General features: G+C 70.8%; 17 protein-coding genes. 7 read left to right on the top strand and 10 right to left on the bottom strand.

Annotated elements, in window-relative coordinates; translation table 11 throughout:
- Positions 1-464: 464 nt before the first annotated feature.
- Both mgtA and IO30_RS0123260 read left to right on the top strand, forming a co-directional pair.
- Entirely contained in the window at positions 465-3,185 is a 2,721-nt protein-coding gene (gene mgtA, locus IO30_RS0123265) for a magnesium-translocating P-type ATPase (RefSeq protein WP_031145755.1), read from the top strand.
- Positions 3,186-3,212: 27 nt separating this feature from the next.
- A complete protein-coding gene (locus tag IO30_RS0123260) occupies positions 3,213-3,980 on the top strand; it encodes an MgtC/SapB family protein (RefSeq protein ID WP_237403397.1) in 768 nt (255 codons plus the stop codon).
- On the opposite strand, the gene IO30_RS0123255 is transcribed toward IO30_RS0123260, so the two are convergent.
- The 4 genes from IO30_RS0123255 to acnA form a co-directional block, all read right to left on the bottom strand.
- The gene (locus tag IO30_RS0123255; protein WP_031145751.1) at positions 3,973-4,899 is read right to left on the bottom strand and encodes a carbohydrate ABC transporter permease; all 927 of its coding nucleotides are present in this window, start codon (positions 4,897-4,899) and stop codon (positions 3,973-3,975) included. The two genes, IO30_RS0123260 and IO30_RS0123255, sit on opposite strands and share 8 nt — an antisense overlap.
- A 13-nt stretch (positions 4,900-4,912) precedes the next feature.
- Positions 4,913-5,857 carry a carbohydrate ABC transporter permease gene (locus IO30_RS0123250; RefSeq protein WP_031145749.1) on the bottom strand — a complete coding sequence of 315 codons (945 nt, stop codon included), beginning with the start codon at positions 5,855-5,857 and terminating at the stop codon, positions 4,913-4,915.
- 43 nt (positions 5,858-5,900) lie between these two features.
- Positions 5,901-7,352: an N-acetylglucosamine/diacetylchitobiose ABC transporter substrate-binding protein gene (ngcE, locus tag IO30_RS0123245; protein WP_031145747.1), complete on the bottom strand. Its 1,452-nt coding sequence runs from the start codon at positions 7,350-7,352 to the stop codon at positions 5,901-5,903.
- A 301-nt stretch (positions 7,353-7,653) separates the two neighbouring features.
- The gene (gene acnA / locus IO30_RS0123240) at positions 7,654-10,383 is read right to left on the bottom strand and encodes an aconitate hydratase AcnA (protein ID WP_078904192.1); all 2,730 of its coding nucleotides are present in this window, start codon (positions 10,381-10,383) and stop codon (positions 7,654-7,656) included.
- 389 nt (positions 10,384-10,772) lie between these two features.
- On the opposite strand from acnA, the gene IO30_RS0123235 reads away from it, so the two are divergent.
- A complete protein-coding gene (locus IO30_RS0123235; protein ID WP_031145743.1) occupies positions 10,773-11,684 on the top strand; it encodes a transglutaminase domain-containing protein in 912 nt (303 codons plus the stop codon).
- A gap of 244 nt (positions 11,685-11,928) precedes the next feature.
- Positions 11,929-13,458: a helix-turn-helix domain-containing protein gene (locus tag IO30_RS0123230; protein ID WP_031145741.1), complete on the top strand. Its 1,530-nt coding sequence runs from the start codon at positions 11,929-11,931 to the stop codon at positions 13,456-13,458.
- 73 nt (positions 13,459-13,531) lie between these two features.
- Here the strand turns inward: IO30_RS0123230 and IO30_RS0123225 are convergent, their stop codons facing one another.
- Positions 13,532-14,092, bottom strand: coding sequence for a DinB family protein (locus IO30_RS0123225; RefSeq protein WP_031145739.1), 561 nt, complete (start codon positions 14,090-14,092; stop codon positions 13,532-13,534).
- A 159-nt stretch (positions 14,093-14,251) separates the two neighbouring features.
- On the opposite strand from IO30_RS0123225, the gene IO30_RS0123220 reads away from it, so the two are divergent.
- Both IO30_RS0123220 and IO30_RS0123215 read left to right on the top strand, forming a co-directional pair.
- A complete protein-coding gene (locus tag IO30_RS0123220; protein ID WP_031145737.1) occupies positions 14,252-15,640 on the top strand; it encodes a cytochrome P450 in 1,389 nt (462 codons plus the stop codon).
- 23 nt (positions 15,641-15,663) lie between these two features.
- On the top strand, positions 15,664-16,230 hold the full coding sequence (locus tag IO30_RS0123215) for a hypothetical protein (protein WP_157853363.1): 567 nt from the start codon (positions 15,664-15,666) through the stop codon (positions 16,228-16,230).
- A gap of 2 nt (positions 16,231-16,232) precedes the next feature.
- Here IO30_RS0123215 and IO30_RS0123210 read toward each other — a convergent pair whose 3' ends face one another.
- Positions 16,233-17,693, bottom strand: coding sequence for an MFS transporter (locus IO30_RS0123210; protein ID WP_234321802.1), 1,461 nt, complete (start codon positions 17,691-17,693; stop codon positions 16,233-16,235).
- A gap of 182 nt (positions 17,694-17,875) precedes the next feature.
- Between IO30_RS0123210 and IO30_RS0123205 the strand changes: the two genes are divergently transcribed.
- A complete protein-coding gene (locus IO30_RS0123205) occupies positions 17,876-20,014 on the top strand; it encodes a S9 family peptidase (RefSeq protein ID WP_031145732.1) in 2,139 nt (712 codons plus the stop codon).
- 80 nt (positions 20,015-20,094) lie between these two features.
- Here IO30_RS0123205 and IO30_RS0123200 read toward each other — a convergent pair whose 3' ends face one another.
- Genes IO30_RS0123200 through IO30_RS0123185 form a run of 4 tightly spaced genes read right to left on the bottom strand, consistent with a single transcriptional unit; the run spans position 20,095 to position 24,030 of the window.
- Entirely contained in the window at positions 20,095-21,072 is a 978-nt protein-coding gene (locus IO30_RS0123200) for an ABC transporter ATP-binding protein (RefSeq protein WP_037894902.1), read from the bottom strand.
- Positions 21,069-22,091 (bottom strand): ABC transporter ATP-binding protein, encoded by a 1,023-nt coding sequence (locus IO30_RS0123195; protein ID WP_037894900.1) that lies wholly within the window; start codon positions 22,089-22,091, stop codon positions 21,069-21,071. Before IO30_RS0123195 ends, IO30_RS0123200 begins: the two co-directional genes overlap by 4 nt.
- Positions 22,091-23,077 carry an ABC transporter permease gene (locus tag IO30_RS0123190; protein ID WP_031145727.1) on the bottom strand — a complete coding sequence of 329 codons (987 nt, stop codon included), beginning with the start codon at positions 23,075-23,077 and terminating at the stop codon, positions 22,091-22,093. The genes IO30_RS0123195 and IO30_RS0123190 overlap by 1 nt, the downstream gene beginning before the upstream one ends.
- Entirely contained in the window at positions 23,074-24,030 is a 957-nt protein-coding gene (locus IO30_RS0123185) for an ABC transporter permease (RefSeq protein ID WP_031145726.1), read from the bottom strand. The genes IO30_RS0123190 and IO30_RS0123185 overlap by 4 nt, the downstream gene beginning before the upstream one ends.
- Positions 24,031-24,033: the final 3 nt, after the last annotated feature.

The raw sequence follows: 24,033 nt of genomic DNA, 5'->3' as shown, positions 1-24,033 counted from the left end.
GAACCTTAAGTCGAGCCTTTGCGCATCCAGACGTCAAGAGGGTGACGCAGTACGAATCGGACGCTACCGGCCGTAAGGGGGAGGGAACACCCCTTCGGATCGTGTTACGGTCGGACTGGCGCCGATCATCTGCGGCCTTTCCGGCCGGACCGGCGCCCTTTACTGACGGCGCGACGCGAGGAGGTGTTCGGGATGAGTCCCGATCGAAGTCCTTGCCGCGCTCTCGTCAGCTGATCGTCTGAACGGCTGACCTTTCCCCGAGTGCGCACGGCCACGGCTCCGCCGTGCCCCCGTGCCCTTCGGCATTTCCCCTTCCGCATGCCCGGCAGTCCTGCCCGGCATGTGCCCCGCCATGCCCGTCGGCGTTCCCGAGGCCCCCGTGGCCGCAGTGCGCCGACCCATGACCACTCCACGTGACCGTGCGGCTCCGCGCTGCCCGGACCCCGTGGAGGGAGGTAGTCGCCATGACCATGCTCACCCCTCGTACCCCCACCAAGCTCGCACCGCCGGGCCGGGCCCGCCGTGAGCGCAAGGCCGCCGAGCTGGAGTCCCGTACCCGGCTCGTCGGCGAGCGCCTCGCCGCGATCAGCGCCCGGCCGGGCGTACGCGTCCTGCAGGACGTGGACGCCTCGGCCAACGGCCTCACCCACGACGAGGCCGCGCTGCGGCTGGAGCGGCACGGCCGCAACGTCGTCGCCCAGGAGCGCGCGCCGCTCTGGTTCGTCCAGCTCGCGAAGGCGTACTGGAACCCCTTCATCGCCGTCCTGGTCTTCCTGGCCGCCGTCATGTACTGGCAGGACCCCGGCGACCCGGGCGTCATCATCCTCTCCGTGATGGTGGGGATCAGCGGGCTGCTGCGCTTCTGGCAGGAATTCCGCTCCGGCCGCGCCGCGGACGCGCTGAAGAAGCTCGTCACCACCACCTGCGCGGTGCAGCGGCGGGCCGGCAGCGGCTCCGCACCCACCACGTTCGAGGTGCCCATGGACCAGGTGGTCCCGGGCGACGTGGTCAGGCTGGCCGCCGGTGACCTGATCCCCGCCGACCTGCGGCTCATCACCTCCAAGGACCTGATGGTCAGCCAGGCCGCGCTGTCCGGCGAGTCCCTGCCGGTCGCCAAGGCCGACACCCGCGGGGCGGACCTCGGCCAGCAGGAGAGCACCGACCCGGTGGAGGCGGACAACCTCTGCCTGATGGGGACGTCGGTCACCTCCGGCACCGCCACCGGTGTCGTGGTCGCCACCGGCGCCCGCACCTACTTCGGCTCCATGGCCGGTTCGCTGACCGGCGAGCGGCCGCAGACCAACTTCGACAACGGGGTCCGCAAGGTCAGCTTCCTGCTGATCCGCTTCATGCTGGTCATGGTCCCGGTCGTCTTCGCGATCAACGGCCTCACCAAGGGCGACTGGAACGAAGCATTCCTCTTCGGTATCGCCGTCGCGGTGGGCCTGACCCCCGAGATGCTGCCGATGGTCGTCTCCGCCAACCTGGCGCGCGGAGCGGTGGCCATGTCCAAGCGCAAGGTGGTCGTCAAGCGGCTCAACGCGATCCAGAACCTGGGCGCGATGGACGTGCTCTGCACCGACAAGACCGGCACCCTCACCGAGGACCGGATCGTCCTGGACCGCTACCTGGACGTGCACGGCGACGAGGACGGCGAGGTCCTGGAGTACGGCTACCTCAACGCGCACTTCCAGACGGGCCTGCGCAACCTGATGGACCAGGCGGTCATCGACCGCGTGGACGAGGCCGAGGAGGTTGTCGTCGACGCACGGTTCTCGATGGTCGACGAGATCCCCTTCGACTTCGCCCGGCGCCGCATGTCCGTGGTCCTCAACCGCAACAGCATCGTCGGCGGCTCCGGCCGCGCCGAGCACGTCATGGTCACCAAGGGCGCCGTCGAAGAGGTCCTCGGCCTGTGCACGCACATGTCGGACCGCGGTGAGAGGGTCGAACTGACCGAGCAGCTGCGGTGGCACGTCAGCCGGATCGCCGAGGACAACAACCGCAAGGGCCTGCGGGTCCTGGCCGTCGCCACCCGCACCGTCGCCGCTCCCCGCGACACCTACACGGTCGCCGACGAGGACGGTCTGACGCTGGTCGGCTTCCTCGCCTTCCTCGACCCGCCGAAGGCCGACGCGGCCCGGGCCCTCCAGGGCCTGGCCGACAAGGGCGTCGCGGTCAAGGTCGTCACCGGCGACAACGACCTCGTGGCCGCCCGGGTCTGCGCGGACGTCGGCATCGACGTCGGCCAGGTCGTGCTCGGCAGCGAGCTCGACGACCTCGACGACCCGGCGCTGCGCGAGCTGGCGGCCCGTACGACGGTCTTCGCCAAGGTCAACCCGGTGCAGAAGGCCCGGATCGTACGGGCCCTGCAGGCCGAGGGGCACACCGTCGGCTTCCTCGGGGACGGCATCAACGACGCGGCCGCCCTGCGCGACGCGGACGTCGGCATCTCGGTGGACACCGCGGTCGACATCGCGAAGGAATCGGCCGACATCATCCTGCTGGAGAAGGACCTGACGGTCCTGGAGCAGGGCGTCCTCCAGGGCCGGACCACCTTCGGCAACACGATCAAGTACATCAAGATGACGGCGTCGTCCAACTTCGGCAACGTCTTCTCGGTCCTGGTGGCGAGCGCCTTCATCCCCTTCCAGCCGATGCTCGCGATCATGCTGCTGCTCCAGAACCTGGTCTACGACATCGCGCAGCTGGCCACGCCGTGGGACCGGATGGACGAGGAGTACCTGCGCAAGCCCCGCAACTGGGACGCCAAGGGCATCTTCCGCTTCATGGTCACCATCGGGCCCGTCAGCTCGGTCTTCGACATCTCGATGTTCCTGATCATGTGGAACGTGTTCGGGGCGAACAGCGAGGCGCACCAGGCGCTCTTCCAGTCGGGCTGGTTCATCGAGGGCCTGCTCTCGCAGACCCTGATCGTCCACATGATCCGTACCCGGAAGATCCCCTTCATCCAGTCCCGCGCCTCCTGGCCGGTCATGGTGATGACCGTCCTCGCCGTACTGACCGGGCTCTACCTGCCCTTCTCGCCGCTGGCTCCGTCGCTGGGCTTCGTGGCCCTGCCGGCGAGCTACTTCCCGTGGCTGATCGGCGTACTGCTCGCCTACTGCGCGCTGACCCAGGCCGTGAAGACCTGGTACATCCGCAGGTTCAACACCTGGCTGTAAGAGGCCGACCGGAGAAGGGAGAGGACCGTGCTGCTGACCGAATGGCAGATGGCCGCGCACCTGGCCGCCGCGCTCGGGCTCGGAGCCGTCATCGGCCTCGAACGGCAGTGGCGGGCCCGGATGGCGGGGCTGCGTACGAACGCCCTGGTGGCGGGCGGGGCCGCACTGTTCGTGCTGCTCTCGCAGTACGGGTTCCTCAGCGCCGTCTCGGAGGTGAACTACGACGGCTCCCGGGTCGCCGCGCAGATCGTCTCCGGGATCGGCTTCCTCGGCGCCGGTGTGATCATGCGCGACGGCATGAGCGTGCGGGGCCTGAACACGGCCGCCACCTTGTGGTGTTCGGCGGCCGTGGGCTGCCTGGCAGGCACGGGCCTGTTCGTCCTGGCCCTGTGCGGCACGGCGGGCGTGGTGGGGGCCAACCTCCTGCTGCGCCCGCTGGGCCGGCGCCTGGACCGCGAACCGCGCGGCGGGGCGGAGGTGGCCACCGACTACCGCTTCGAGGCGGTGTGCCTGGAGGCGGAGGAGGCCCACATCCGCCACCGGCTGGTCGACGCCCTGGGCCGTCCGGGCTACCAGCTGCGGTCGATCCGCAGCCAGGACGGCCCGGAGCCGGGCCGGGTGACGGTGTCGGCGCTGCTGACCGCCGAGGGCGAGGGGGGCCGGGCGCTGGAGGAAGCGGTCAGCAACCTCTCGCTCGATCCGCCCCCAGCCTTCGGCCGGGGGGACCCCCTGTCTCGGCGGTCAGCTGGTCGGTCGTGCCGGAGCCGGCCGGCTGACCCCGGGTCCCCTACTTGAGGGTGGCGGAGGTCAGGCCGGCCTGGATCTGGCGCTGGAAGGAAAGGTAGACCGCGAGCATCGGGATGACCGCGATCGTGGCCCCCGCGAACAGCACCGGCAGGTCCGTCTCGTAGCCCATCTGGTACTGGAGCTGGATCAGGCCCTGGGTGAGCACGTAGCGCTCGGGTTCCCCGCTGGTCTGGGGCTGCATCAGCACCGCGGGCAGGATGTACTGGTTCCACTGGCCCAGCACGTTGAAGATCCCGACGCTGATCAGGCCGGGCTTGGCCATGGGCAGCATCACCTGGAAGAAGATCCGGGTGTCGGAGGCCCCGTCGATCACCGCGGCCTCGTGGATCGCGGTGGGCAGCGTCCGGAAGAAGGAGTGCATGAAGAAGACGGTGAACGGCATCGAATAGGCGACGTACACCAGGATCAGGCCCTGGTAGGTGTTCAGCATGTCGAAGCGCTTGACCATGAAGAAGAGCGGTACGAGCGCCAGGAACACCGGGAACATCGCCCCGCTGACGAAGAAGTAGTAGATGACCCGGTTGCCCTTGAAGGGGTAACGGGCCAGTACGTACGCGGCCATCGAGCCGAACAGCATCGTCAGCGGGACCGAGAACACCAGCACGATCAGCGTGTTGGCGAAGTAGCCGCCGATGCCCTTGTCCCAGGCCCGGCCGAACGCGTCGAAGTGCCAGTTCGAGGGCCAGCTCAGGGCCGAGCCGCCGATCTGCGCGTCGGTCTTGAAGGAGCCGAGCGCGAGCCAGATCAGGGGCAGCACGATCATTATCGCCCAGAGGACGAGGAAGCCGTGCGAGAAGACGTTGAGGACCACGCCCTCGGAGCGGCGCCGGTCGCGCTCCCCCGGCCGCCCGGACGGGGCGGACTTCTCCGCGGCGGCCTCGCCGGGAACCTTGGTCACTGTGGTCATGGAGGTCTCCCGCTCAGAACTCGATGCGCTCGCGGCGGGTGGCACGCAGCGTGATGACGGAGAGGATCATGGTCAGGGCGAGCATGACCACGCCCATGGCACAGGCGTAACCGCTCTTGCCGAAGTACAGGAAGTTGCGCATCAGCACCGTCGACATGACCTCGCTGTGGTGGTCGGGTCCGCCGCCGAACTGGCCCGAGGTCATGGTCGACACCAGGACGAACATGTCCATCGCGGCGATGCCCAGATAGACCGCGGAGGTCTGCACAGAATCCCACAGCAGGGGCAGCGTGACCTTGAAGAAGGTCTGGGCGCGCCCGGCGCCGTCGAGCAGCGCGGCCTCGTAGATGTCCTTCGGTACGGACTGCATCGCCGCCGAGAACAGGACGAGGTAGAAGCCGACGCCGTGCCAGACGACCACGAAGAGCAGGCACCACAGGACGAAGTTCGGCTCGTTGAGCCATTCGACGGGGTGCTGCGGGTCGACCAGGCCGAGCTTGGTGAGGAAGCCGTTGAGCAGGCCGCCCTCGTCACTGCGGTAGATCGCGCCGAAGAGGACGGCGAGGATCGCCAGCGAGAGGACCTGCGGGAAGAAGTAGATGACCTTGTAGAAGCGCGAGCCGCTCACGCCCTGCACCCCGCCGGCCCCGCTGCGCCCTCCCGCGTTCACCATGAAGGCGAAGAAGAGGGCCAGCAGGATGGTGATCACCGGGACGAACACCAGGAGCAGCAGGTTGTGCCAGAGGGCGCCGCGGAAGACCTCGTCCTCCAACAGGGCCGAGTAGTTCTCCAGGCCGACGAAGTCGAACGTCGGGGACTGGCCCGTCCAGTTGGTGAAGGAATAGCCGAATGTCTGCACATACGGCCAGATGACGAAAGTCAGGTACAGCGCGAGTGGCGCGATGAGGAAGCCGGCGACGAAGCCGTACTTCCCTTTCCCCTGGGCTACGTGGCTCATGGTGTCCGTCCCTGGTCTTGCCGGGTGGCCGGTGGGCGCGGGGTCAGGCGCGGCGGTTGTTCTTGGCGTTCGGGTCCTTGGCCGCCTTGTCTACCGCAGCCTGCGCCCTCTTGATCCATTCCTTCGGCTGGATCCGCTGGGCCATCAGCTCATTGGACGCGTTCTGGATCTCCGTGTCCATCTCGCTGTACCAGTCGGGGTAGCGGTAGCTGAAGGTGTTGGTTCCCGCCGCCTTGAGCGCGTCCACGGCCGACTGGGTGCCCGGCCGCAGCTTGACGCTCGGGTCCACGCCGTCCTTGACGACGGTGAGCGAGTTGGCCTGCTGGGCGAAGATCGTCGACCATTCGCGGGACAGCATCGAGCGGAGGAACTCCAGGCCCGCGGCCTTGTTGGCGGCCTTCTCGGGGACGATGAAGGGCTCGTCGACGCCGGCCCGGATGGCCTCGAAGGGCATCTTGCTGTCGGCGAGCAGCGGCACCGGCAGGAACTTCATGTCGAAGTCCTCCGGGGTCTGCTTGAGCTGCTCGTTCTCCAGCCAGGAGCCCGAGGGGATGAAGGCCGCCTTGTACTCGTTCCACGCGGTCTGGGACTCCGTGTGGGTGAGGCCGTTGGTGCCCGGCATCAGCAGGCCCTTCTCGACGACCTCGTACACCGCCTCGACCGCGGCGAGGGCGGCCGCGTTGCCCTCGAAGGCGTTCGGCTCCAGGTGGTCGATCGCCTTCAGGGCGTCCAGGCCGCCCTTCTTGGCGATCAGGTCCATGATCACGACGTTGATGTAGTACGGGTGCTTGCCCTGGTGGGCGAGGCCGCCGATGCCCGCCTCCTTGGCCTTGGTGCAGATGGCCAGGAACTCGTCCCAGGTCTTCGGCGGGGTCCAGCCCTTGTCCTTGAAGAGCTTGCCGGAGTACCAGAAGCCGGAGACGGCGTAGACGTACTTCAGGGTGACGAACTTGCCGCCCTGGTTGCCCTGGTCGACGGCCCCGTCGACGAGGGTGTCGCGGACCTTCTTGGTGGGGTCGTCGAGCGAGGGGGCGTCGAGGACGGCGGTGAGGTCGGCGAGCTGGCCGCTCTTGGCGAGGACGTCCAGCGGGATCTTCTGGGCGCCGGAGTCGTCGACGACGTCCGGCGGGTTGCCTCCGTTGAAGCGCGGCTGGAGCTTGGCGGTGATCTCCTGGGTGCCGAGGTGGGAGCTGGTGGTGCCCCACTTCTTGTCGAAGGCGGCTTCCCAGGCCTTGGCGTAGTCGTCGCCGAACCCGCCCTTGAAGACCACGACGTCCAGCTTGCTGCCCTTGGCGACGCCGAAGGGGTTCTCCTTGGTCACGACGCCCTTGTCGGGCCCCTTGGTGGAGTTCTCCTCGCCGCCCGAGGCGCACGCGGACAGGAAGCCCATCGTCGGCACGGTGATGAGGCCGAGTGCCGCGGAGCGCTTGATCAGGTCACGGCGGCCGAGACCGGCACCGTTGCTGTTCTCGCCGTGGGCGGAGGTGGATCCCATGCTCAAGTCCTCGCCTTCGTCAGGGGTGTGAAGGAGAGAGGAACACCCGGCAGTTGCCGCACGCACGGGCAACGCCGCAGGTCCCCGCTCTCCCCCGGTCCGGGCCCGCTCGTTCCGCGATGATCCGGACGGGCACAGGTATAGTCCACTTCGGCTCGTGTGAGCAAGATCATGCGCAAGGATGACCGCCAGCTTTTCCGAGTTGAGACCTGTCCGTCATCTGGAACGGCCGCCGGGAAAGCGGAAGGGCCGTACCCCCTTAACGGGGATACGGCCCTTTGGTGCCGAAGGCTCAGCAGACTCAGCCGCGGATGAGGTTCCGCAGGACGTACTGCATGATGCCGCCGTTGCGGTAGTAGTCCGCCTCACCCGGCGTGTCGATGCGGACGACCGCGTCGAACTCCACGCCCGTGTCGGTGGTCACCTTGACCGTGCGCGGGGTGGTGCCGTTGTTCAGCTCCTCCACACCGGTGAAGGCGAAGGTCTCCTCGCCGGTCAGGCCCAGGGAGGCGGCGGTGGCGCCCTCCGGGAACTGGAGCGGCAGGACGCCCATGCCGATCAGGTTCGAGCGGTGGATGCGCTCGTAGGACTCGGCGATGACGGCCTTGACGCCGAGCAGCGCGGTGCCCTTGGCCGCCCAGTCGCGGGAGGAGCCGGAGCCGTACTCCTTGCCCGCCAGGATGACCAGCGGGATGCCGGCGGCCTGGTAGTTCTGCGAGGCGTCGTAGATGAAGGAGACCGGCGCGTCCGGGGCGGTGAAGTCGCGGGTGAAGCCGCCCTCGGTGCCCGGCGCGATCTGGTTGCGCAGGCGGATGTTGGCGAAGGTACCGCGGATCATGACCTCGTGGTTGCCGCGGCGGGAACCGTAGGAGTTGAAGTCGCGGCGCTCGACGCCGTGCTCCGTGAGGTACTTGCCGGCCGGGGTGTCGGCCTTGATCGCACCGGCCGGGGAGATGTGGTCGGTGGTGACCGAGTCGCCCAGCTTCGCCAGGACGCGCGCGCCGGCGATGTCGGAGACCGGGGTGGTCTCCATCGTCATGCCCTCGAAGTAGGGGGGCTTACGGACGTAGGTGGACTGCGGGTCCCACTCGAAGGTGTTGCCGGTCGGGATCGACAGCGCCTGCCACTGGGCGTCGCCCGCGAAGACGTCCTGGTAGGACTTGCTGAACATGTCCTCACCGATGGCGTTCGCCACGACGTCGTTGACCTCGGCCTCGGAGGGCCAGATGTCCTTGAGGAAGACCGGGTTGCCCTCGGTGTCGACGCCGATGGCCTCGGTGGTGATGTCCACCTTCATGGAGCCCGCGATGGCGTACGCGACGACCAGCGGCGGGGAGGCCAGGTAGTTCATCTTGACGTCGGGGTTGATCCGGCCCTCGAAGTTGCGGTTGCCGGAGAGCACCGAGGTGACCGCGAGGTCGTGCTCGTTGATCGCCTTCGAGATCTCCTCGTCCAGCGGACCGGAGTTGCCGATGCAGGTGGTGCAGCCGTACCCGACGAGGTTGAAGCCCATCTTGTCGAGGTACGGGGTCAGGCCGGCCTTGTCGAAGTAGTCGGTGACGACCTTCGAGCCCGGGGCCAGGGTGGTCTTGACCCACGGCTTGCGGGTCAGGCCCTTCTCGACCGCCTTCTTGGCCACGAGCGCCGCGGCGACCATGACGTAGGGGTTCGAGGTGTTGGTGCAGGAGGTGATCGCGGCGACGGTGACGGCGCCGTGGTCGATCTCGAAGGAGGTGCCGTCGGCCAGGGTGACCAGCGTCGGGCGGGTCGGCACTCCGTTGGCGGCGGCCGGGGCGTCGGAGGCCGGGAAGGACTCCTTGCCCGCCTCGTCGTCGTCCTCGACGTAGTTGCGCACGTCCTGCGCGAACTGCTGGGAGGCGTTGGCGAGGACGATGCGGTCCTGCGGGCGCTTCGGGCCGGCGATGGAGGGGACGACCGTGGAGAGGTCGAGCTCCAGCTTCTCGGAGAAGTCCGGCTCGGCGGCCGGGTCCAGCCACAGGCCCTGCTCCTTGGCGTACGCCTCGACGAGCGCGACCTGCTGGGCGTCGCGGCCGGTCAGGCGCAGGTACTTCAGCGTCTCGTCGTCGATCGGGAAGATCGCGGCGGTGGAGCCGAACTCCGGCGACATGTTGCCGATGGTGGCGCGGTTCGCGAGGGAGGTGGCGGCGACGCCCTCACCGTAGAACTCGACGAACTTGCCGACGACGCCGTGCTTGCGCAGCATCTCGGTGATCGTCAGCACCAGGTCGGTGGCGGTGGTGCCGGTGGGCAGCTCGCCGGTCAGCTTGAAGCCCACGACGCGCGGGATCAGCATGGAGACCGGCTGGCCGAGCATCGCGGCCTCGGCCTCGATGCCGCCGACGCCCCAGCCCAGCACGCCGAGGCCGTTGACCATGGTGGTGTGCGAGTCGGTGCCGACGAGGGTGTCGGGGTACGCCTGGCCGTTTCGGACCATGACCGTGCGGGCCAGGTGCTCGATGTTGACCTGGTGGACGATGCCGGTGCCCGGGGGGACGACCTTGAAGTCGTCGAAGGCGGTCTGGCCCCAGCGCAGGAACTGGTAGCGCTCCTTGTTGCGGCCGTACTCCAGCTCGACGTTCTGCGCGAAGGCGTCCGGCGTGCCGAACTTGTCGGCGATGACCGAGTGGTCGATGACCATCTCGGCGGGCGAGAGCGGGTTGATCTTCGCCGGGTCGCCGCCGAGGGCCTTCACGGCCTCACGCATGGTGGCGAGGTCGACGACACAGGGAACGCCGGTGAAGTCCTGCATGATCACGCGGGCCGGCGTGAACTGGATCTCCTCGCTGGGCTGGGCCTGAGAGTCCCAGTTCCCGAGCGACCGGATGTGGTCGGCGGTGATGTTCGCGCCGTCCTCGGTACGGAGCAGGTTCTCCAGCAGCACCTTCAGGCTGTAGGGGAGGCGGGCGGAGCCCTCAACCTTGTCCAGCCGGAAGATCTCGTAGGACTCGTCGCCCACCTGCAGCGTGCTGCGGGCGTCGAAGCTGTTCGCCGACACGACAGTCTCCTTCATGCATGAATTTCGCGCGTTTACCGCATCCTGCCGCCACGCCCCATGGCCAATCCGCTAAGGTAAGGCTAAGTTAGGTAACCCTTACCAGCGGGGGCGGCTGCGGTTCGCCTTCGGCAGATATCTCGATGTCGAGATAACTCTAGTACATGTCCGGGTGCGCAGACGAGGCACGCACCCGCGCCCGCCGCCGCGGACGCCCGCGCGGCTGCTCCCGTCTGCCCGGATTCCCCGTACCGCATGCACTGCGGCCCCGCGCACGAGCGAGCCCCGGGCGACACCCGGGCGACACCCGGGCGGCGCGCCCTCACTATTGAACACGTTCATTTCTTCTGTCAGGATGCGTCCAGCCCTCCGCTCCGCAGGACGGCAGGAACGAAAGGACGCCGGCCATGACGAGCTCGATGCTCCGGCCCCGGGGCCGCGCCCGCACCACCGCCACCGCTCCCCCGGCCGCGGCCGCGGCGGGGAGCACCGCACCGACCCCCATCCTGGACTGGCGCCATCCGCGCGTCACCGCACTGGTGCGCCGGCTCGCGGCGCAGGCCGGCGGGGCGGGCGGGGCCACCGGGGCGGACGAGGCCGCGGCGGGCCCGGCTCGGGAAGCGGAGGCGGCCGATCCCGCCCGGCAGGTCGAGGCCCTGTACCGCGCGCACCGCTGGATCTCCTCGGCCGTGCGCCCGGTGTACTCGGTACAGGACGAGCGGCCCGTCTCGGAGGTCCTGCGCCTGGGCCGGGGCTCGTGCAGCCAGCGGCTGGCCGTACTGGAGTCGGTGGCGCGGGCCTCGGGGGTGGCCACACGGGTGCGCGGGCTGCTGGTGGACGGCACGTTCTGGTACCCGCGCTTCCCGCACCTGCGCCGGATCGTGCCGGACCAGGTGCTGCTGGCCTGGCCGGAGTTCCGCCTCGGGGACCCCGCCGGACCCGGCGGGCCCGCCGGGTCCTGGCTGACGGTCTCGGAACTGTTCGGCGGGCTGCGCCCCTTGGACGCCGGGCCCGGCGAGGGCTTCACCAACGCCGGGGCGGAGACCCTCTTCGAGGCGCTGTCGCGCACCGCGATCGACTGGGACGCGGCTCCGGCCTGCCCGGCCTCCGGCGCGGCCTCCGGCCCGGACGCGGACACGGGCGCGGGGGCGGGTGCGGGGGCGGGGCCCGCTTGCGACCTGTCCGCCTACGTGCTCACGGACCTCGGCCACTACGACTCGCGCGACGAGCTGTTCGCCCGGCACGGCCAGACCCTCTGCCCCATGGCCCGCCTGCTGGCCGAACCGGTCCTGGGCCGCCGCGCGGCGGGCGCGGCCTAGAACCGGCCGGGGGCCGGGCGGGCAGCCGTCCGCGCCCAACGCCTCGCCACCGAGGGACCGAACGGGGCAGACGGCATCAATGAGGACCATCCGGGCAGGCGACGGAAGCGGCCCGTTCACCCGTCCGGCCGCCTCGCCGTGCAGCGCCCGGCGACCGCCCCCACGCTGGGAGCTGACGGTCGGTTACACCCGTTTGGCCCACCCGACGCGAGGGTCATCTCATATCTGAGATAACGTGCACCTCATGGCAGACGACTACCTCGTACGCATCGGCAAGCTCATCCGTGACGCCCGGCAGCACCGGGGCTGGACACAGAGTCAGCTCGCCGACGCACTCGGCACCAGCCAGAGCGCAGTGAACCGGATCGAACGCGGCAACCAGAACATCAGCCTTGAGATGATCGCCCGCATCGGTGAAGCGCTCGACAGCGAGATCGTCTCTCTGGGCTACGCCGGACCGATGCACCTGCGGGTCGTCGGCGGCCGCCGGCTGTCCGGCGCCATCGACGTCAAGACGAGCAAAAACGCGTGCGTCGCGCTGCTGTGCGCCGCCCTGCTCAACAAGGGCCGTACGGTCCTGCGCCGGGTGGCCCGCATCGAGGAGGTCTACCGCCTGCTGGAGGTCCTGAACTCCATCGGCGTGCGCACCCGCTGGATCAACGGCGGCGTGGACCTGGAACTGATCCCGCCGGCCCGCCTCGACATGGAGGCCATGGACGCCGACGCGGCGCGCCGGACCCGGAGCATCATCATGTTCCTGGGCCCGCTGCTCCACCGGATGGACCAGTTCCGCCTGCCCTACGCCGGCGGCTGCGACCTCGGCACCCGCACCATCGAGCCGCACATGATCGCCCTGCGCCGCTTCGGCCTGGACATCACCGCGACCGAGGGCATCTACCACGCGAAGGTCGAGGCCGGCATCTCGCCCGACCGGCCCATCGTGCTGACCGAGCGCGGGGACACGGTCACCGAGAACGCGCTGCTGGCCGCCGCACGGCACGACGGCGTCACCGTCATCCGCAACGCCTCCTCCAACTACATGGTCCAGGACCTGTGCTTCTTCCTGGAGGCCCTGGGCGTCCAGGTCGAGGGCGTCGGCACGACCACCCTCACCGTCCACGGCGTCCCGAACATCGACGTGGACGTGGACTACTCCCCCTCCGAGGACCCGGTCGAGGCGATGAGCCTGCTCGCCGCCGCGGTCGTGACGGAGTCGGAGCTGACCATCCGCCGGGTGCCGATCGAGTTCATGGAGATCGAGCTCGCCGTACTGGAGGAGATGGGGCTCGACCACGACCGCTCCGCGGAGTACACGGCGGACAACGGCCGCACCCGCCTGGTCGACCTCACGGTCCGCCCCTCCAAGCTCGAAGCCCCGATCGACAAGATCCACCCGATGCCGTTCCCCGGGCTGAACATCGACAACGTCCCGTTCTTCGCGGCCATCGCGGCCGTCGCCCAGGGCCAGACCCTGATCCACGACTGGGTCTACGACAACCGGGCCATCTACCTGACGGACCTGAACCGCCTCGGCGGCCGCCTCCAGCTCCTGGACCCCCACCGCGTCCTGGTCGAGGGGCCCACCCGCTGGCGCGCGGCGGAGATGATGTGCCCGCCGGCCCTGCGCCCGGCGGTGGTAGTCCTCCTGGCGATGATGGCGGCGGAGGGCACCTCGGTGCTCCGCAACGTCTACGTCATCAACCGCGGCTACGAGGAACTGGCCGAGCGCCTCAACTCGGTCGGCGCCCAGATCGAGATCTTCCGGGACATCTGACCGGGCCGCGGGGTTCGGTGCCGTGCGTGCCGGGCCCCGTGTCCCGCGTCCCGCGGGGTTCAGGCGGGGTGTGTCACTGGCCCACCCTGCCGTCCACGCACTCGCGCAGCAGGTCGGCGTGTCCGCAGTGGCGGGCGTACTCCTCGATCCGGTGCACCATCAGCTCCCGCACCGCGATCCCGTCCTTCTCCAGGCGCTCGCCCAGGTCCGGGTGCTCGGCCAGCGCCGCGTCGGTCGCGGCCTGTTCGCGCTCCAGGTCGGCGTACGCCGCGTCGACCTCGGCCTGGTCGGCGACGGCTCCGAGGAAGTCCGCGTCGCGCGCCCCGTACAGCTTCGGCAGCGGTTCTCCGTCCCCGATCCAGTTGTGCCAGTCCCGTTCCACCTCGGCGAGGTGCCGGATCAGGCCGAGCAGCGACATCGTCGACGGCGGCACCGAACGGCGGGCCAGCTGCTCCGCGTCCAGGCCCTCGCACTTCATCCGCAGGGTCGTGCGGTAGCCGTCCAGGAAGTCCTGCAGCGTGGCCAGTTCGCCTTCCGGTCCGGCGCCCTCGCTGTTGCGGGGGTCGTCGTCCGGGTCCGCCCACATGTCGGGGTAGACGGTCGCCTGGGTCCATCGCTCGGGTTGGTCGCTCATGCGGCCCATGATCGTCCGTACGGCCAGGGCCCGCCAGCGGCTTTCCCGGGCCCCTGCCCCGGCGCCTTAGTGGCGGGATTCGGCCTGTTGGGAGGGCGGCGCTCGCCGGGGACGCGGGCAGGCGGCAGAATCGGCCGTCCGGACGGACGAGGGGCGGCCATGGCAGTCGGAACGAACACAGGTGCAGGCGCGGAGGTCCCCGGTCTCGCCGGAGTCCCGCTGCTCGGGTCGCTGTTCGACCTGAAATCGGATTCGCTCGGCACCTATCTGCGGGCCCAGCACCGGCACGGGGACGTCGTACGCATCAGCGCCGGGCCGCCCGGGCTGCGCGCCGATCTGTACTGCGTGTTCTCCGCAGAGGGCGTCCAGCAGGTCCTGGCATCGGAATCGGCCAACTTCCGCAAGGACAACCCCTTCTACCAGGAGATCCGGGACGCCTTCGGCAACGGCCTGCTGACCAGCCAGGACGAGGACTACATGCGCCAGCGCCGGCTGGTGCAGCCGCTGTTCACCCGGCGCCGGGTGGACGGCTACGCCGAGGCCGTCGTCACCGAGACCCAGGCGACCGTCGACGCGTGGAGCGGGGCCCCGGACGGGGTCGTCGACGTCACCGACGCGGTGATGCACCTGGCCCTGCGGTCGGTCGCGCGGATCCTGTTCGGCACCGACGTGGAAGCCACCGTCGACGTCGTGGACCGGTCCTTCCCCGTCATCACGGAGTACGTGGTGCGGCGCAGCTACTCCCCCGTGAGCGTCCCGCGCGACTGGCCGACCCCCGGCAACAAGCGGGCGGCCGCCGCGCTGGACGAGCTGTACGGGGTGTGCGACCGGATCATCGCCGAGCGGCGCCGTGCGGGGACGGCCGCGCAGGGGGCCGGCGAGGACCTGCTGAGCCTGCTCGCCGCCGCCAAGAGCTCGGACGACGGCGAGTTCGACGCCGCCGAACTGCGCGACCAGGTCCTGATCTTCCTGCTCGCCGGGCACGAGACGACCGCCACCTCGCTCGCCTTCTCCCTGCACCTGCTGGCCCGCCACCCCGAGCAGCAGGCCCTGGCCCGCGCGGAGGTCTCCCGGGTCCTGGGCGACCGTGCGCCCGAGGCCGCGGACCTGGAGCGGCTGCCGTACCTGACGCAGGTCCTCAAGGAAGCCATGCGCCTGTACCCGGCCGCCCCGGTGATCGGCCGCAGGTCCGTCGCCGCCACCGAGATCGCCGGGTACACCGTCCCGGCGGGCGCGGATGTGATCATCGCCCCGTGGGTGACCCACCGTCACGAGCGGTACTGGCCAGACCCGGACCGCTTCGACCCCGGCCGCTTCACCCCGGAGGCGGAGGCGCAGCGGCCGCGGTACGCCTGGTTCCCCTTCGGCGGGGGCCCGCGCGCCTGCATCGGTCAGCACTTCTCGATGCTGGAGTCGGTGATCGCGCTGGCGATGATGCTGCGGGCCTACGAGTTCGAGGCCGTGGACACCGAGGTCCCGGTGAGTGCCGGGATCACCCTGCGGACGACCGGCCCCGCGCGCTGCCGGGTCAGGAAGGCGGCCGGGTAGGGGCCGCGTGGGATCATGGCCCGATGGATGAGGAGATCCCGGGACGGCTGTCCCCCCATGTACGCAGACCCGCGCGCGCGTTGCTGCCCGGCTCTCCCTCGCCGCTGTCGCTGCCGCGCCGGATCGGCGGTTTCTTCCTCTTCCGCTTCCTGGTCGCGCTGCCCGACGACCTCGCGGACGCGGTGGCCGCGCTCCTCGACCCGTTCGAGCGGGCCGCCCGGCTGATCGGGCGGCTCTTCCACGGCCCCGCCCTGCAGGGCGGGTGGGACAGCGAGGCCGGGCGGCTCGCGCTGGCCCTGCACGGTTTCCACTGGACGCACTGGCACACCGAGACCGCCGGGCCCTACGCCACCTTCAGCGCGAGCCCGGACAGCCCGGGCAAGCTCACCGTCCGCCCGCCCTGGGGCCGCGGCGATCCGGGCCGGGAGTCACGCCCCGTCGCCTGCGAGCTCCGCCGCGTCCCGCGGCTGCGCCGCCGGCCGACGCGGGTGGACCTGGCCTTCGCGGACGGCTCCTGGCTGGCCCTGTGGATGAACACCCGGGCGGACGCGGCCCGGTTGCGGGCGCTGCTCCGGCCCGCCCAGGCCTAGGCCTAGGCCTGGGGCTCGGTCTTGGCCGGGGTGTGGTTGCCCTGGAGGCGGGCGAGGTCCGAGGGCCTGACCTGGATGGCGAGCACCGCGATCAACGCCGCGACCAGGGTGAACAGGGCCGCCACCACGAAGGCCGCGCTCACGCCGGAGGTGAGCACCTGGTCGGCCCACGGCTTCGGGAGCTGCCCGGTGCTGCGGAACGAGGCCAGCTGTTCGGGGCTGGCCGAGCGGAGGAAGGCCGGGACCTGGTCCTTGGCCTCGTTGCGGCTCGCCGTGCCGAAGACGGTCACCAGGATGGACAGGCCCAGCGAACCGCCGATCTGCTGCATCGAGTTGAGGAGGCCGGAGGCCGCGCCGGACTCCCGGTCGGAGACGTTGGACAGGGCCATCAGGGTCAGCGAGACGAACTGCAGGCCCATGCCGGTGGCGAACACCAGCATCGGGCCGAGGATGCTGCCCAGGTACGTGGAGTGGATGTCGGTCTGCGTCAGCCAGGCCAGCCCGGCCGCGCAGAACAGCGCGCCGGTGACCATGAAGGGTTTGGGCCCGAACTTCGGCAGCAGTTGCGCCGCCACCCCGGCCGCCAGCGCGATCATGACGCTGACCGGAAGGAAGGCGAGGCCCGCCTGCAGGGGGCTGAAGCCGAGCACGTTCTGCACGAACAGGGTCAGGAAGAAGAACATGCCGAAGATCGCACAGGCCAGGAAGAGCATCATCCCGTAGGTCCCGGCCCGGTTCCGGTCGGCGAACATGTGCAGCGGGGTGATGGGCTGGGGCGAGTGGCGTTCGTTGAGGACGAAGAGGGACAGCAGGACCACGGCGGCGCCGAAGGAGACGAGGGTGATCGGGTCCCGCCAGCCGTCCTGGGAGGCCCGGATGAAGCCGTAGACCAGCGAGACCATGCCGACGGTGGACAGCAGTGCGCCGAGGAAGTCGAAGTGCCCGGGGTGGCGTGCGGACTCGCGCAGGACCTTGGAGGCCATCAGGGCGATGACCACGGCGATCGGGACGTTGACGAAGAGCACCCAGCGCCAGTTGAGCCATTCGACGAGCATGCCGCCAGCGAGCAGTCCGATGGCGCCGCCGCCCGCCGACACCGCGGCGAACACGCCGAAGGCCCGGTTGCGTTCGGGGCCCTCGCGGAAGGTGGTGGTGATCAGCGCGAGGGAGGTCGGGGAGGCGATGGCTCCGCCGACGCCCTGGAGGGCGCGGGCCGCGAGCAACTGGCCCTCGTTCTGGGCGAAGCCGCCGAGCAGCGAGGCCAGGCCGAAGAGCAGGACGCCGAAGATGAACACGCGTTTGCGGCCGAGGATGTCGCCGGTGCGCCCGCCGAGGAGCAGCAGTCCGCCGAAGGTGAGCGTGTAGGCGTTGACGACCCAGGAGAGGCTCTCGGTGGAGAAGCCCAGGGCGGTCTGGATGTGCGGCAGCGCGATGTTCACGATGGTGATGTCGAGAACGACCATGAGCTGACAGGAGGCGATGACGAACAGTGCGAGTCCGTTCCCGCCCCCTCGGACCTTGCCGTCGGTCCCGGTACTGGTCGGCGATGCGTTCCGGTCCACCCTCACGACGCTAAGCCCGCACCCCTGGGGTCACCACTCGAACAGCCTAGTGTCAGTGACATTTCACATGTCACACTTCGACCATGGATGACTTCCTCAGGCTCTCCGCGAGCACGGCCCGGTTCACCCACGGCGCCCCGCGCGCGTTCACCTTCGGGGACGACGGCCGGCTGCTCTGGTTCCTCCGCTCTGACGGTCCCACCGACCCGCTCGACAGCCTCTGGGTGCTCGACACCGCCACCGGCACCGAGACCCGGCTTGCCGACCCGCGCGCCCTGTGTCCCGAAGCCGGCGACCTGACCGGCGACCTGGCCGGCGCCCGGACCGGCGCCCTGACCGGCCTCCTCCCCGTCGCCGAACGCCGGCTGCGCGAGCGGATCCGGCTCGTCGCCGACGGGATCGGCTCGTACGCGCTCTCCGGCGACGGCCGCAGCGCCGTCTTCGCCCTCTACGGACGCCTCTACCGCGTCCGCTGCGAAGGCCCCGGCCCGGGCGCCGCAGCGCCCGAGGAGATCCCGACGGCAGGACCCGCCGTGGACCCCCGGCCGGACGCCGACGGCTCCCGCACCGCCTACGTCAGCGACGACGCCCTCCACCTCGCACCCGGCGGCCGGCTCAGCCCCGCCGACGGGGCCCGCTGGGGGCTCGCCGAGTTCGCGGCCGCCGAGGAGCTCGGCCGCGGCCGCGGCCACTGGTGGTCCCCGGACGGGCTGCGCCTGCTGGCCGCCCGGGTCGACGAAACCGCGCTCCAGCGCCGCTGGTTCGCCGACCCCGCCCACCCCGAGCTCCCCGCCGAGGACTTCGCGTACCCCGAGGCCGGCGGGCCCAACGCCGAGGTCCAGCTGTGGGTGCTCGCCCCGCACGAGACCCCCGTACGGCTCGACTGGGACGCCGGGACCTACCCCTACGTCTCCGACGCCGAGTGGCCCGGCGGTGACACCGCGGACGACGAGATCCTGCTGACCGTGCAGGACCGGCTCCAGCAGACCGTGCTGCTGCTCTCCGCCGACCCGGCCACCGGCCGCACCCGGGAACTCTCCCGGACCACGCACCCCCAGTGGGTGGACCCCATGGTCCCCGGCACCCCGGCGCGCCTGCCCGACGGGCGGATGCTGACCGCCGCCGACACCCCGGGCGGCGCCGCCCGCGCCCTCGCCGTGGACGGCGAGCTGCTCACCGACGAGGGCCTCCAGGTCCGCCGCGTGGCCGGGTTCCACGAGGGCGGGCTGCTCATCGAGGCCGGACAGCGCGACCCGTCCGAACAGCAGGTGCTGCTCCTCGACCCCGCCACCGGCAAGCTGACCGCCCTCGCCGACGGACCCGGGGTGCACACCGTCCTCGCCGCCGCCGGGTCGCTGCTGCTGACCTCGGCCGACGCCGACGGGGTACGCCGCACCGTACGCACCGCCGACGGGCGCGAGTTCACCCCCGGCGACCTGTCCCAGCCGCTGCCCCACCGGGTCGTGCCCGTCCTGGAACGGGTCACCGAGCACGGCGTGCCCACCGCCCTCGTCCTGCCCCGCGGCCACGTCCCCGGCCGCAGGCTCCCCGTCCTCGTCGACGCGTACGGCGGCCCCGGCTACCAGGACATCAGCGCCGAACCGCGCCGCTGGCAGGCCAAGCAGTGGTGGGCCGACCAGGGCTTCGCGGTGGTCACCGTCGACAACCGCGGCACCCCGTACGTCTCCCCCGCCTTCACCCACGCCATGTACCGCGGCTTCTCCGAGGTCACCCTGGAGGACCAGGTCGCCGCACTGCGGGCGCTCGGCGAGCGCCACGCCGACCTCGACCTCGGCCGGGTCGGCGTACGCGGCTGGTCCTACGGCGGCTACCTGTCGGCGATGGCCGTGCTGCGCCGCCCCGACGTCTACCACGCGGCGGCGGCCGGGGCCGCGCCCACCGACTTCCGGCACTACGACACCGCCTACACGGAGCGCTACCTGGGCCTGCCGCAGGAACAGCCCGCGTCCCACGACGCCTACGAGCGGGACAGTCTGATCCCCGACGCACCGAAGCTGACCCGGCCGCTGCTGCTCGTCACCGGGCTGGCCGACGACAACGTCCACCCCTCGCACACCCTGCGGCTGTCCCAGGCCCTGACGGACGCGGGCCGCCCCCACCAGCTGCTGGCGCTGCCCGGCGTGACCCACATGACCCCGGGCGGCACCCGGGAGAAGCTGATGGCCCTGGAGCTGGACTTCTTCCGCCGCGCGCTGGCCTGAGCGGTCCCGGCGAAGGCCGTGCGGAAGGGCCCCGGAGACGTCATCGGCTCCGGGGCCCTTCCTCTTCCCGTGGATCCCCGTCAGTCCCCAGGGAAGTGACAGGCCACCTCGCGGGAGGCGGCGATCCGCAGCAGCGGCCGTTCGGTGCGGCACAGCTCCTGCGCCTTCGGGCAGCGCGGGTGGAAGGAACAGCCCGGCGGCGGGGCGGCCGGGCTCGGCGGGTCACCGAGCAGCACGATCCGCTCCCGGCGCCGCTCCGCCGCCGGGTCGGGCAGCGGTACGGCGGACAGCAGCGCCCGGGTGTAGGGGTGCTGCGGGTTCTCGTACAGGGACCGCTTGGCGCCGATCTCCACGATCCGGCCGAGGTACATGACGGCTACCCGGTCGCTGACCCGCTTGACCACCGACAGGTCGTGCGCGATGAACACGTACGCGAGGCCCAGCTCCGCGCGCAGCCGCTCCATCAGGTTGACGATCTGGGCCTGCACGGACACGTCGAGGGCGGAGACCGGTTCGTCGGCGACGATCAGCCGGGGGCTGGTGGCCAGCGACCGGGCGATGCCGATGCGCTGCGCCTGGCCGCCGGAGAACTCGTGCGGGTAGCGGTCGATGTGCTCGGGGATCAGCCCGGTGAGCTCCATCAGCTCGGCCGCCCGGCGGCGGGCGTCGCCCGCGCTCCAGCCCTGCACCAGCAGCGGGTCGGAGATGATCCGGGCCACCGTCTGGCGGGGGTTGAGTGAGGAGTGCGGGTCCTGGAAGACCATCTGGATGTTCTTGCGCAGCGGGCGCAGGGCGCTCTGGGACAGCCTGCTGATGTCCTTGCCGTCGAAGGTGACGCGGCCCGAGGTGGGCTGCAGGAGGCGTACGAGCATCCGGCCGGTGGTGGACTTCCCACAGCCGGACTCCCCGACCAGGCCGAGGGTCTGGCCGGCCGCCAGATCGAAGGAGACCCCGTCGACGGCGCGCACGGGCGCCCCCCGGCGCCCGGTCATCGTCCGCTTCCCGGGGAAGGTCATGGTGAGGTCCCGTACGGACAGGAGCGGGTCGGCTGCGGTCATCGGGCCGCCTCCTCTGCGGTACGGGCTCCGGCGAAGTGGCAGGCCACGGTGCGGCCCGGCCCGCCCCCGGGGCCCTGGGCCTCCTCGTCCCCGTACGCCCGCAGCTCCGGGCGCACCTCGCCGCAGGGCGCGGCCGCCCGCGGGCAGCGCGGGGCGAACGCGCAGCCCGGGGCGGGACCGAGCAGGGACGGCGGGGAGCCGGGGATGGAGGGCAGCGGTTCGTCGTCGGCGGTGTCCAGGCGCGGCAGCGAGTCGAGCAGGCCGCGGGTGTAGGGGTGGGCGGGTTCGGCGAACAGGGCGTCGACCCCGGCCTGTTCGGCGGCGCGGCCGCCGTACATGACCAGGACCTCGTGGGCGACGCGGGCGACGACACCCAGGTCATGGGTGATCATCACCACGCCGAGGCCGCGTTCCTCCTGGAGCCGGGCGATCAGCTCCAGGATCTGCGCCTGCACGGTGACGTCGAGGGCGGTGGTCGGTTCGTCGGCGATCAGCAGATCGGGCTCGCAGGCCAGGGCCATGGCGATCATCGCGCGCTGGCGCATCCCGCCGGAGAACTGGTGCGGGTACTCCCCTGCGCGGCGGGCCGGTTCCGGGATGCCGACCTCGCCGAGCATGTCGACGGCGCGCTTGCGGGCGGCGGCCCGGCCGGACTTGAAGTGCACGCGGAAGTGCTCGGCGATCTGCTCGCCGACCGTGTAGTAGGGGTGCAGGCTGGACAGCGGGTCCTGGAAGATCATGGCCATCCGGCGGCCCCGCACCTTGGACAGTTCGCGTTCGGAGAGCCCGGTCAGCTCCCGCCCGGCGAGGGCGACGGATCCGGTGACCGCGACGGGGCCGCGGTGCAGGCCCATGACGGCCAGCGAGGTCACCGACTTGCCCGATCCGGACTCGCCGACGATGCCGAGGGTGCGGCCGGCTTCCACGGTGAAACCGAGGGAGTCGACGGCCCGTACGGCGCCGCGGGGGGTGTCGAACGTGACGCGCAGATCGCGTACTTCGAGCAGGGGGGCGGCCATCAGTACCTCACCCTCGGGTCGATGACGGCGTACAGGAGGTCGACGACGAGGTTGGCGACGACGATGAAGAAGGCGGCGAGCAGGGTGACCCCGAGGACCACGGGCTGGTCGGAGCTGACGAGGGCGCCGTAGAACAGCCGCCCGACACCGGGGAGCCCGAAGATGGACTCGGTGATGACGGCTCCGGCGAGGAGTCCGCCGAGGTCCATGCCGAAGATGGTGAGGATCGGGGTCATCCCGGAGCGCAGGCCGTGTTTGACGACGACGGTGCGCTCGGGCATGCCCTTGGCCCGCGCGGTACGGATGTACGGCTCGGCCATGGCCTCGATCATCGAACCGCGGCTCTGACGGGCGTACATGGCGGCGTACAGCAGCGCGAGCGCGGTCCAGGGCAGGAGCAGGTTCGAGGCCCAGGCGAGGGGGTCCTCGGTGAAGGCCTGGTAGGTCGGGTAGGGCAGCAGTCCGGCGGTGCGGATGACCCCGTAGATGAGCAGGACCGAGGTGAAGTAGACGGGCAGGGAGGCGGCGGCGACGGCGCCGACCATCAGGGCCTTGTCGGTGGCGGTGTCCTTGCGCAGGGCGGCGGTGACGCCGGCGCCCAGGCCCAGGAGCAGCCACAGTGCGGCGGCCCCGACGGCGAGGGAGGCGGAGACGGGGAGCCGGTCCATGAGCAGGTCCCAGACGGGCAGGGAGTTCTCGTAGGAATAGCCCAGGCAGGGGAAGTCGCACTGGACGGCGTACTGGCCGGTGCCGAGGGTGCGGCCGGTGAAGATCCCGGTGAGGAAGTCGGCGAACTGGCGCCACAGGGGCTGGTCGAGCCCCAGGTACGCGCGTACGTCGGCCAGCCGTTCGGGGCTGCAGGTCTTGCCGCAGGCGGCGGCCGCCGGGTCGGAGGGCAGCACGTAGAAGATGAGGAAGGTGACGGCGGCGATCGCCAGGAGCACTCCGGCGAGGGCGAGCAGGCGGCGGGCGAGGTAGAGGATCAACTGCGGCCGCCCCTCGGGTCGAGGATGTCGCGCAGGGCGTCGCCGAGGAGGGTGAAGGCGAGCACCGCGAGGAAGAGGAAGACGCTCGGGATGACGAAGTACATGGGGTCGGTCTCGTAGAAGGCCACGGACTCGGCGATCATCTGGCCCCAGGACGGGGTGGGCGGGCGGACCCCGACGCCGAGGTAGCTGAGCGCGGCCTCGGTGCTGATCATGCCGGGGATGAGCAGGGTGGTGTAGGCGATGACGGGGCCCGAGACGCCGGGCAGGACGTCACGGGTGAGGATCCGCCAGGAGCCGGAGCCGCTCACCCGGGCGGCGTCCACGTACTCGCGGTGCTTGAGGGAGAGGGTCTGGCCCCGGACCACGCGGGCGACGCCGGGCCAGCCGAAGACCCCGATGACCGCGGTCATCAAGACGATGCGGTTGACGTCCTTGGCCACCGACAGCATGGCGATCATGAAGATGAGGGAGGGGAAGGACATGGTCAGGTCCATGAGCCGGGACAGGACCGCGTCGGTGCGGCCGCCGAAGTAGCCGGCGGCGATCCCGGCGGCCGTTCCGACGGCCACCACGATCGCGGTGGCGGCGAAGGCGATGAGGAGGGAGACCTGCGCCCCATGGACGACCCGGGCGAACAGGTCGCGGCCGGTGACGGGTTCGACGCCGAGCCAGTGCTCGGTGCTGATCCCGCCGAGGGGGCCCAGGGGCTGGCCGCCGAGGTAGGGGTCGATGGCGGTCTTGTCGAACTCCTCGGGTGACCAGCCGCCGAGGGCGCCGAGCCAGGGTGCCGTGACGGCCATCAGGACGAACAGGAGGACGAGGCAGAGGCTGAAGCGGACGGCGGGGCGGCGGCGCAGTTCCCGCCGGGCGAGCTGCCAGGGGCTGCTGCCCGGCGGGACCGTCGCCGGTTCCCCGGGGGCGGCCGCGGGGGCCGCTGCGGTGGAGGTCATGAC

The sequence above is a fragment of the Streptomyces xanthophaeus genome (assembly GCF_000725805.1).
GTDB lineage: Bacteria > Actinomycetota > Actinomycetes > Streptomycetales > Streptomycetaceae > Streptomyces > Streptomyces xanthophaeus.
Note: the sequence above shows the minus strand (reverse complement) of the source record. Positions and strands in the feature narration are given on the sequence as shown.

Excerpts from the sequence above, each read along its gene's own strand:
- mgtA (WP_031145755.1), top strand. The coding sequence starts at position 465 with ATGACCATGCTCACCCCTCGTACCCCCACCAAGCTCGCACCGCCGGGC.
- IO30_RS0123255 (WP_031145751.1), bottom strand. The coding sequence starts at position 4,899 with ATGACCACAGTGACCAAGGTTCCCGGCGAGGCCGCCGCGGAGAAGTCC.
- IO30_RS0123250 (WP_031145749.1), bottom strand. The coding sequence starts at position 5,857 with ATGAGCCACGTAGCCCAGGGGAAAGGGAAGTACGGCTTCGTCGCCGGC.
- ngcE (WP_031145747.1), bottom strand. The coding sequence starts at position 7,352 with ATGGGATCCACCTCCGCCCACGGCGAGAACAGCAACGGTGCCGGTCTC.
- acnA (WP_078904192.1), bottom strand. The coding sequence starts at position 10,383 with ATGAAGGAGACTGTCGTGTCGGCGAACAGCTTCGACGCCCGCAGCACG.
- IO30_RS0123235 (WP_031145743.1), top strand. The coding sequence starts at position 10,773 with ATGACGAGCTCGATGCTCCGGCCCCGGGGCCGCGCCCGCACCACCGCC.
- IO30_RS0123230 (WP_031145741.1), top strand. The coding sequence starts at position 11,929 with ATGGCAGACGACTACCTCGTACGCATCGGCAAGCTCATCCGTGACGCC.
- IO30_RS0123225 (WP_031145739.1), bottom strand. The coding sequence starts at position 14,092 with ATGAGCGACCAACCCGAGCGATGGACCCAGGCGACCGTCTACCCCGAC.
- IO30_RS0123220 (WP_031145737.1), top strand. The coding sequence starts at position 14,252 with ATGGCAGTCGGAACGAACACAGGTGCAGGCGCGGAGGTCCCCGGTCTC.
- IO30_RS0123215 (WP_157853363.1), top strand. The coding sequence starts at position 15,664 with ATGGATGAGGAGATCCCGGGACGGCTGTCCCCCCATGTACGCAGACCC.
- IO30_RS0123210 (WP_234321802.1), bottom strand. The coding sequence starts at position 17,693 with ATGGTCGTTCTCGACATCACCATCGTGAACATCGCGCTGCCGCACATC.
- IO30_RS0123205 (WP_031145732.1), top strand. The coding sequence starts at position 17,876 with ATGGATGACTTCCTCAGGCTCTCCGCGAGCACGGCCCGGTTCACCCAC.
- IO30_RS0123200 (WP_037894902.1), bottom strand. The coding sequence starts at position 21,072 with ATGACCGCAGCCGACCCGCTCCTGTCCGTACGGGACCTCACCATGACC.
- IO30_RS0123195 (WP_037894900.1), bottom strand. The coding sequence starts at position 22,091 with ATGGCCGCCCCCCTGCTCGAAGTACGCGATCTGCGCGTCACGTTCGAC.
- IO30_RS0123185 (WP_031145726.1), bottom strand. The coding sequence starts at position 24,030 with ATGACCTCCACCGCAGCGGCCCCCGCGGCCGCCCCCGGGGAACCGGCG.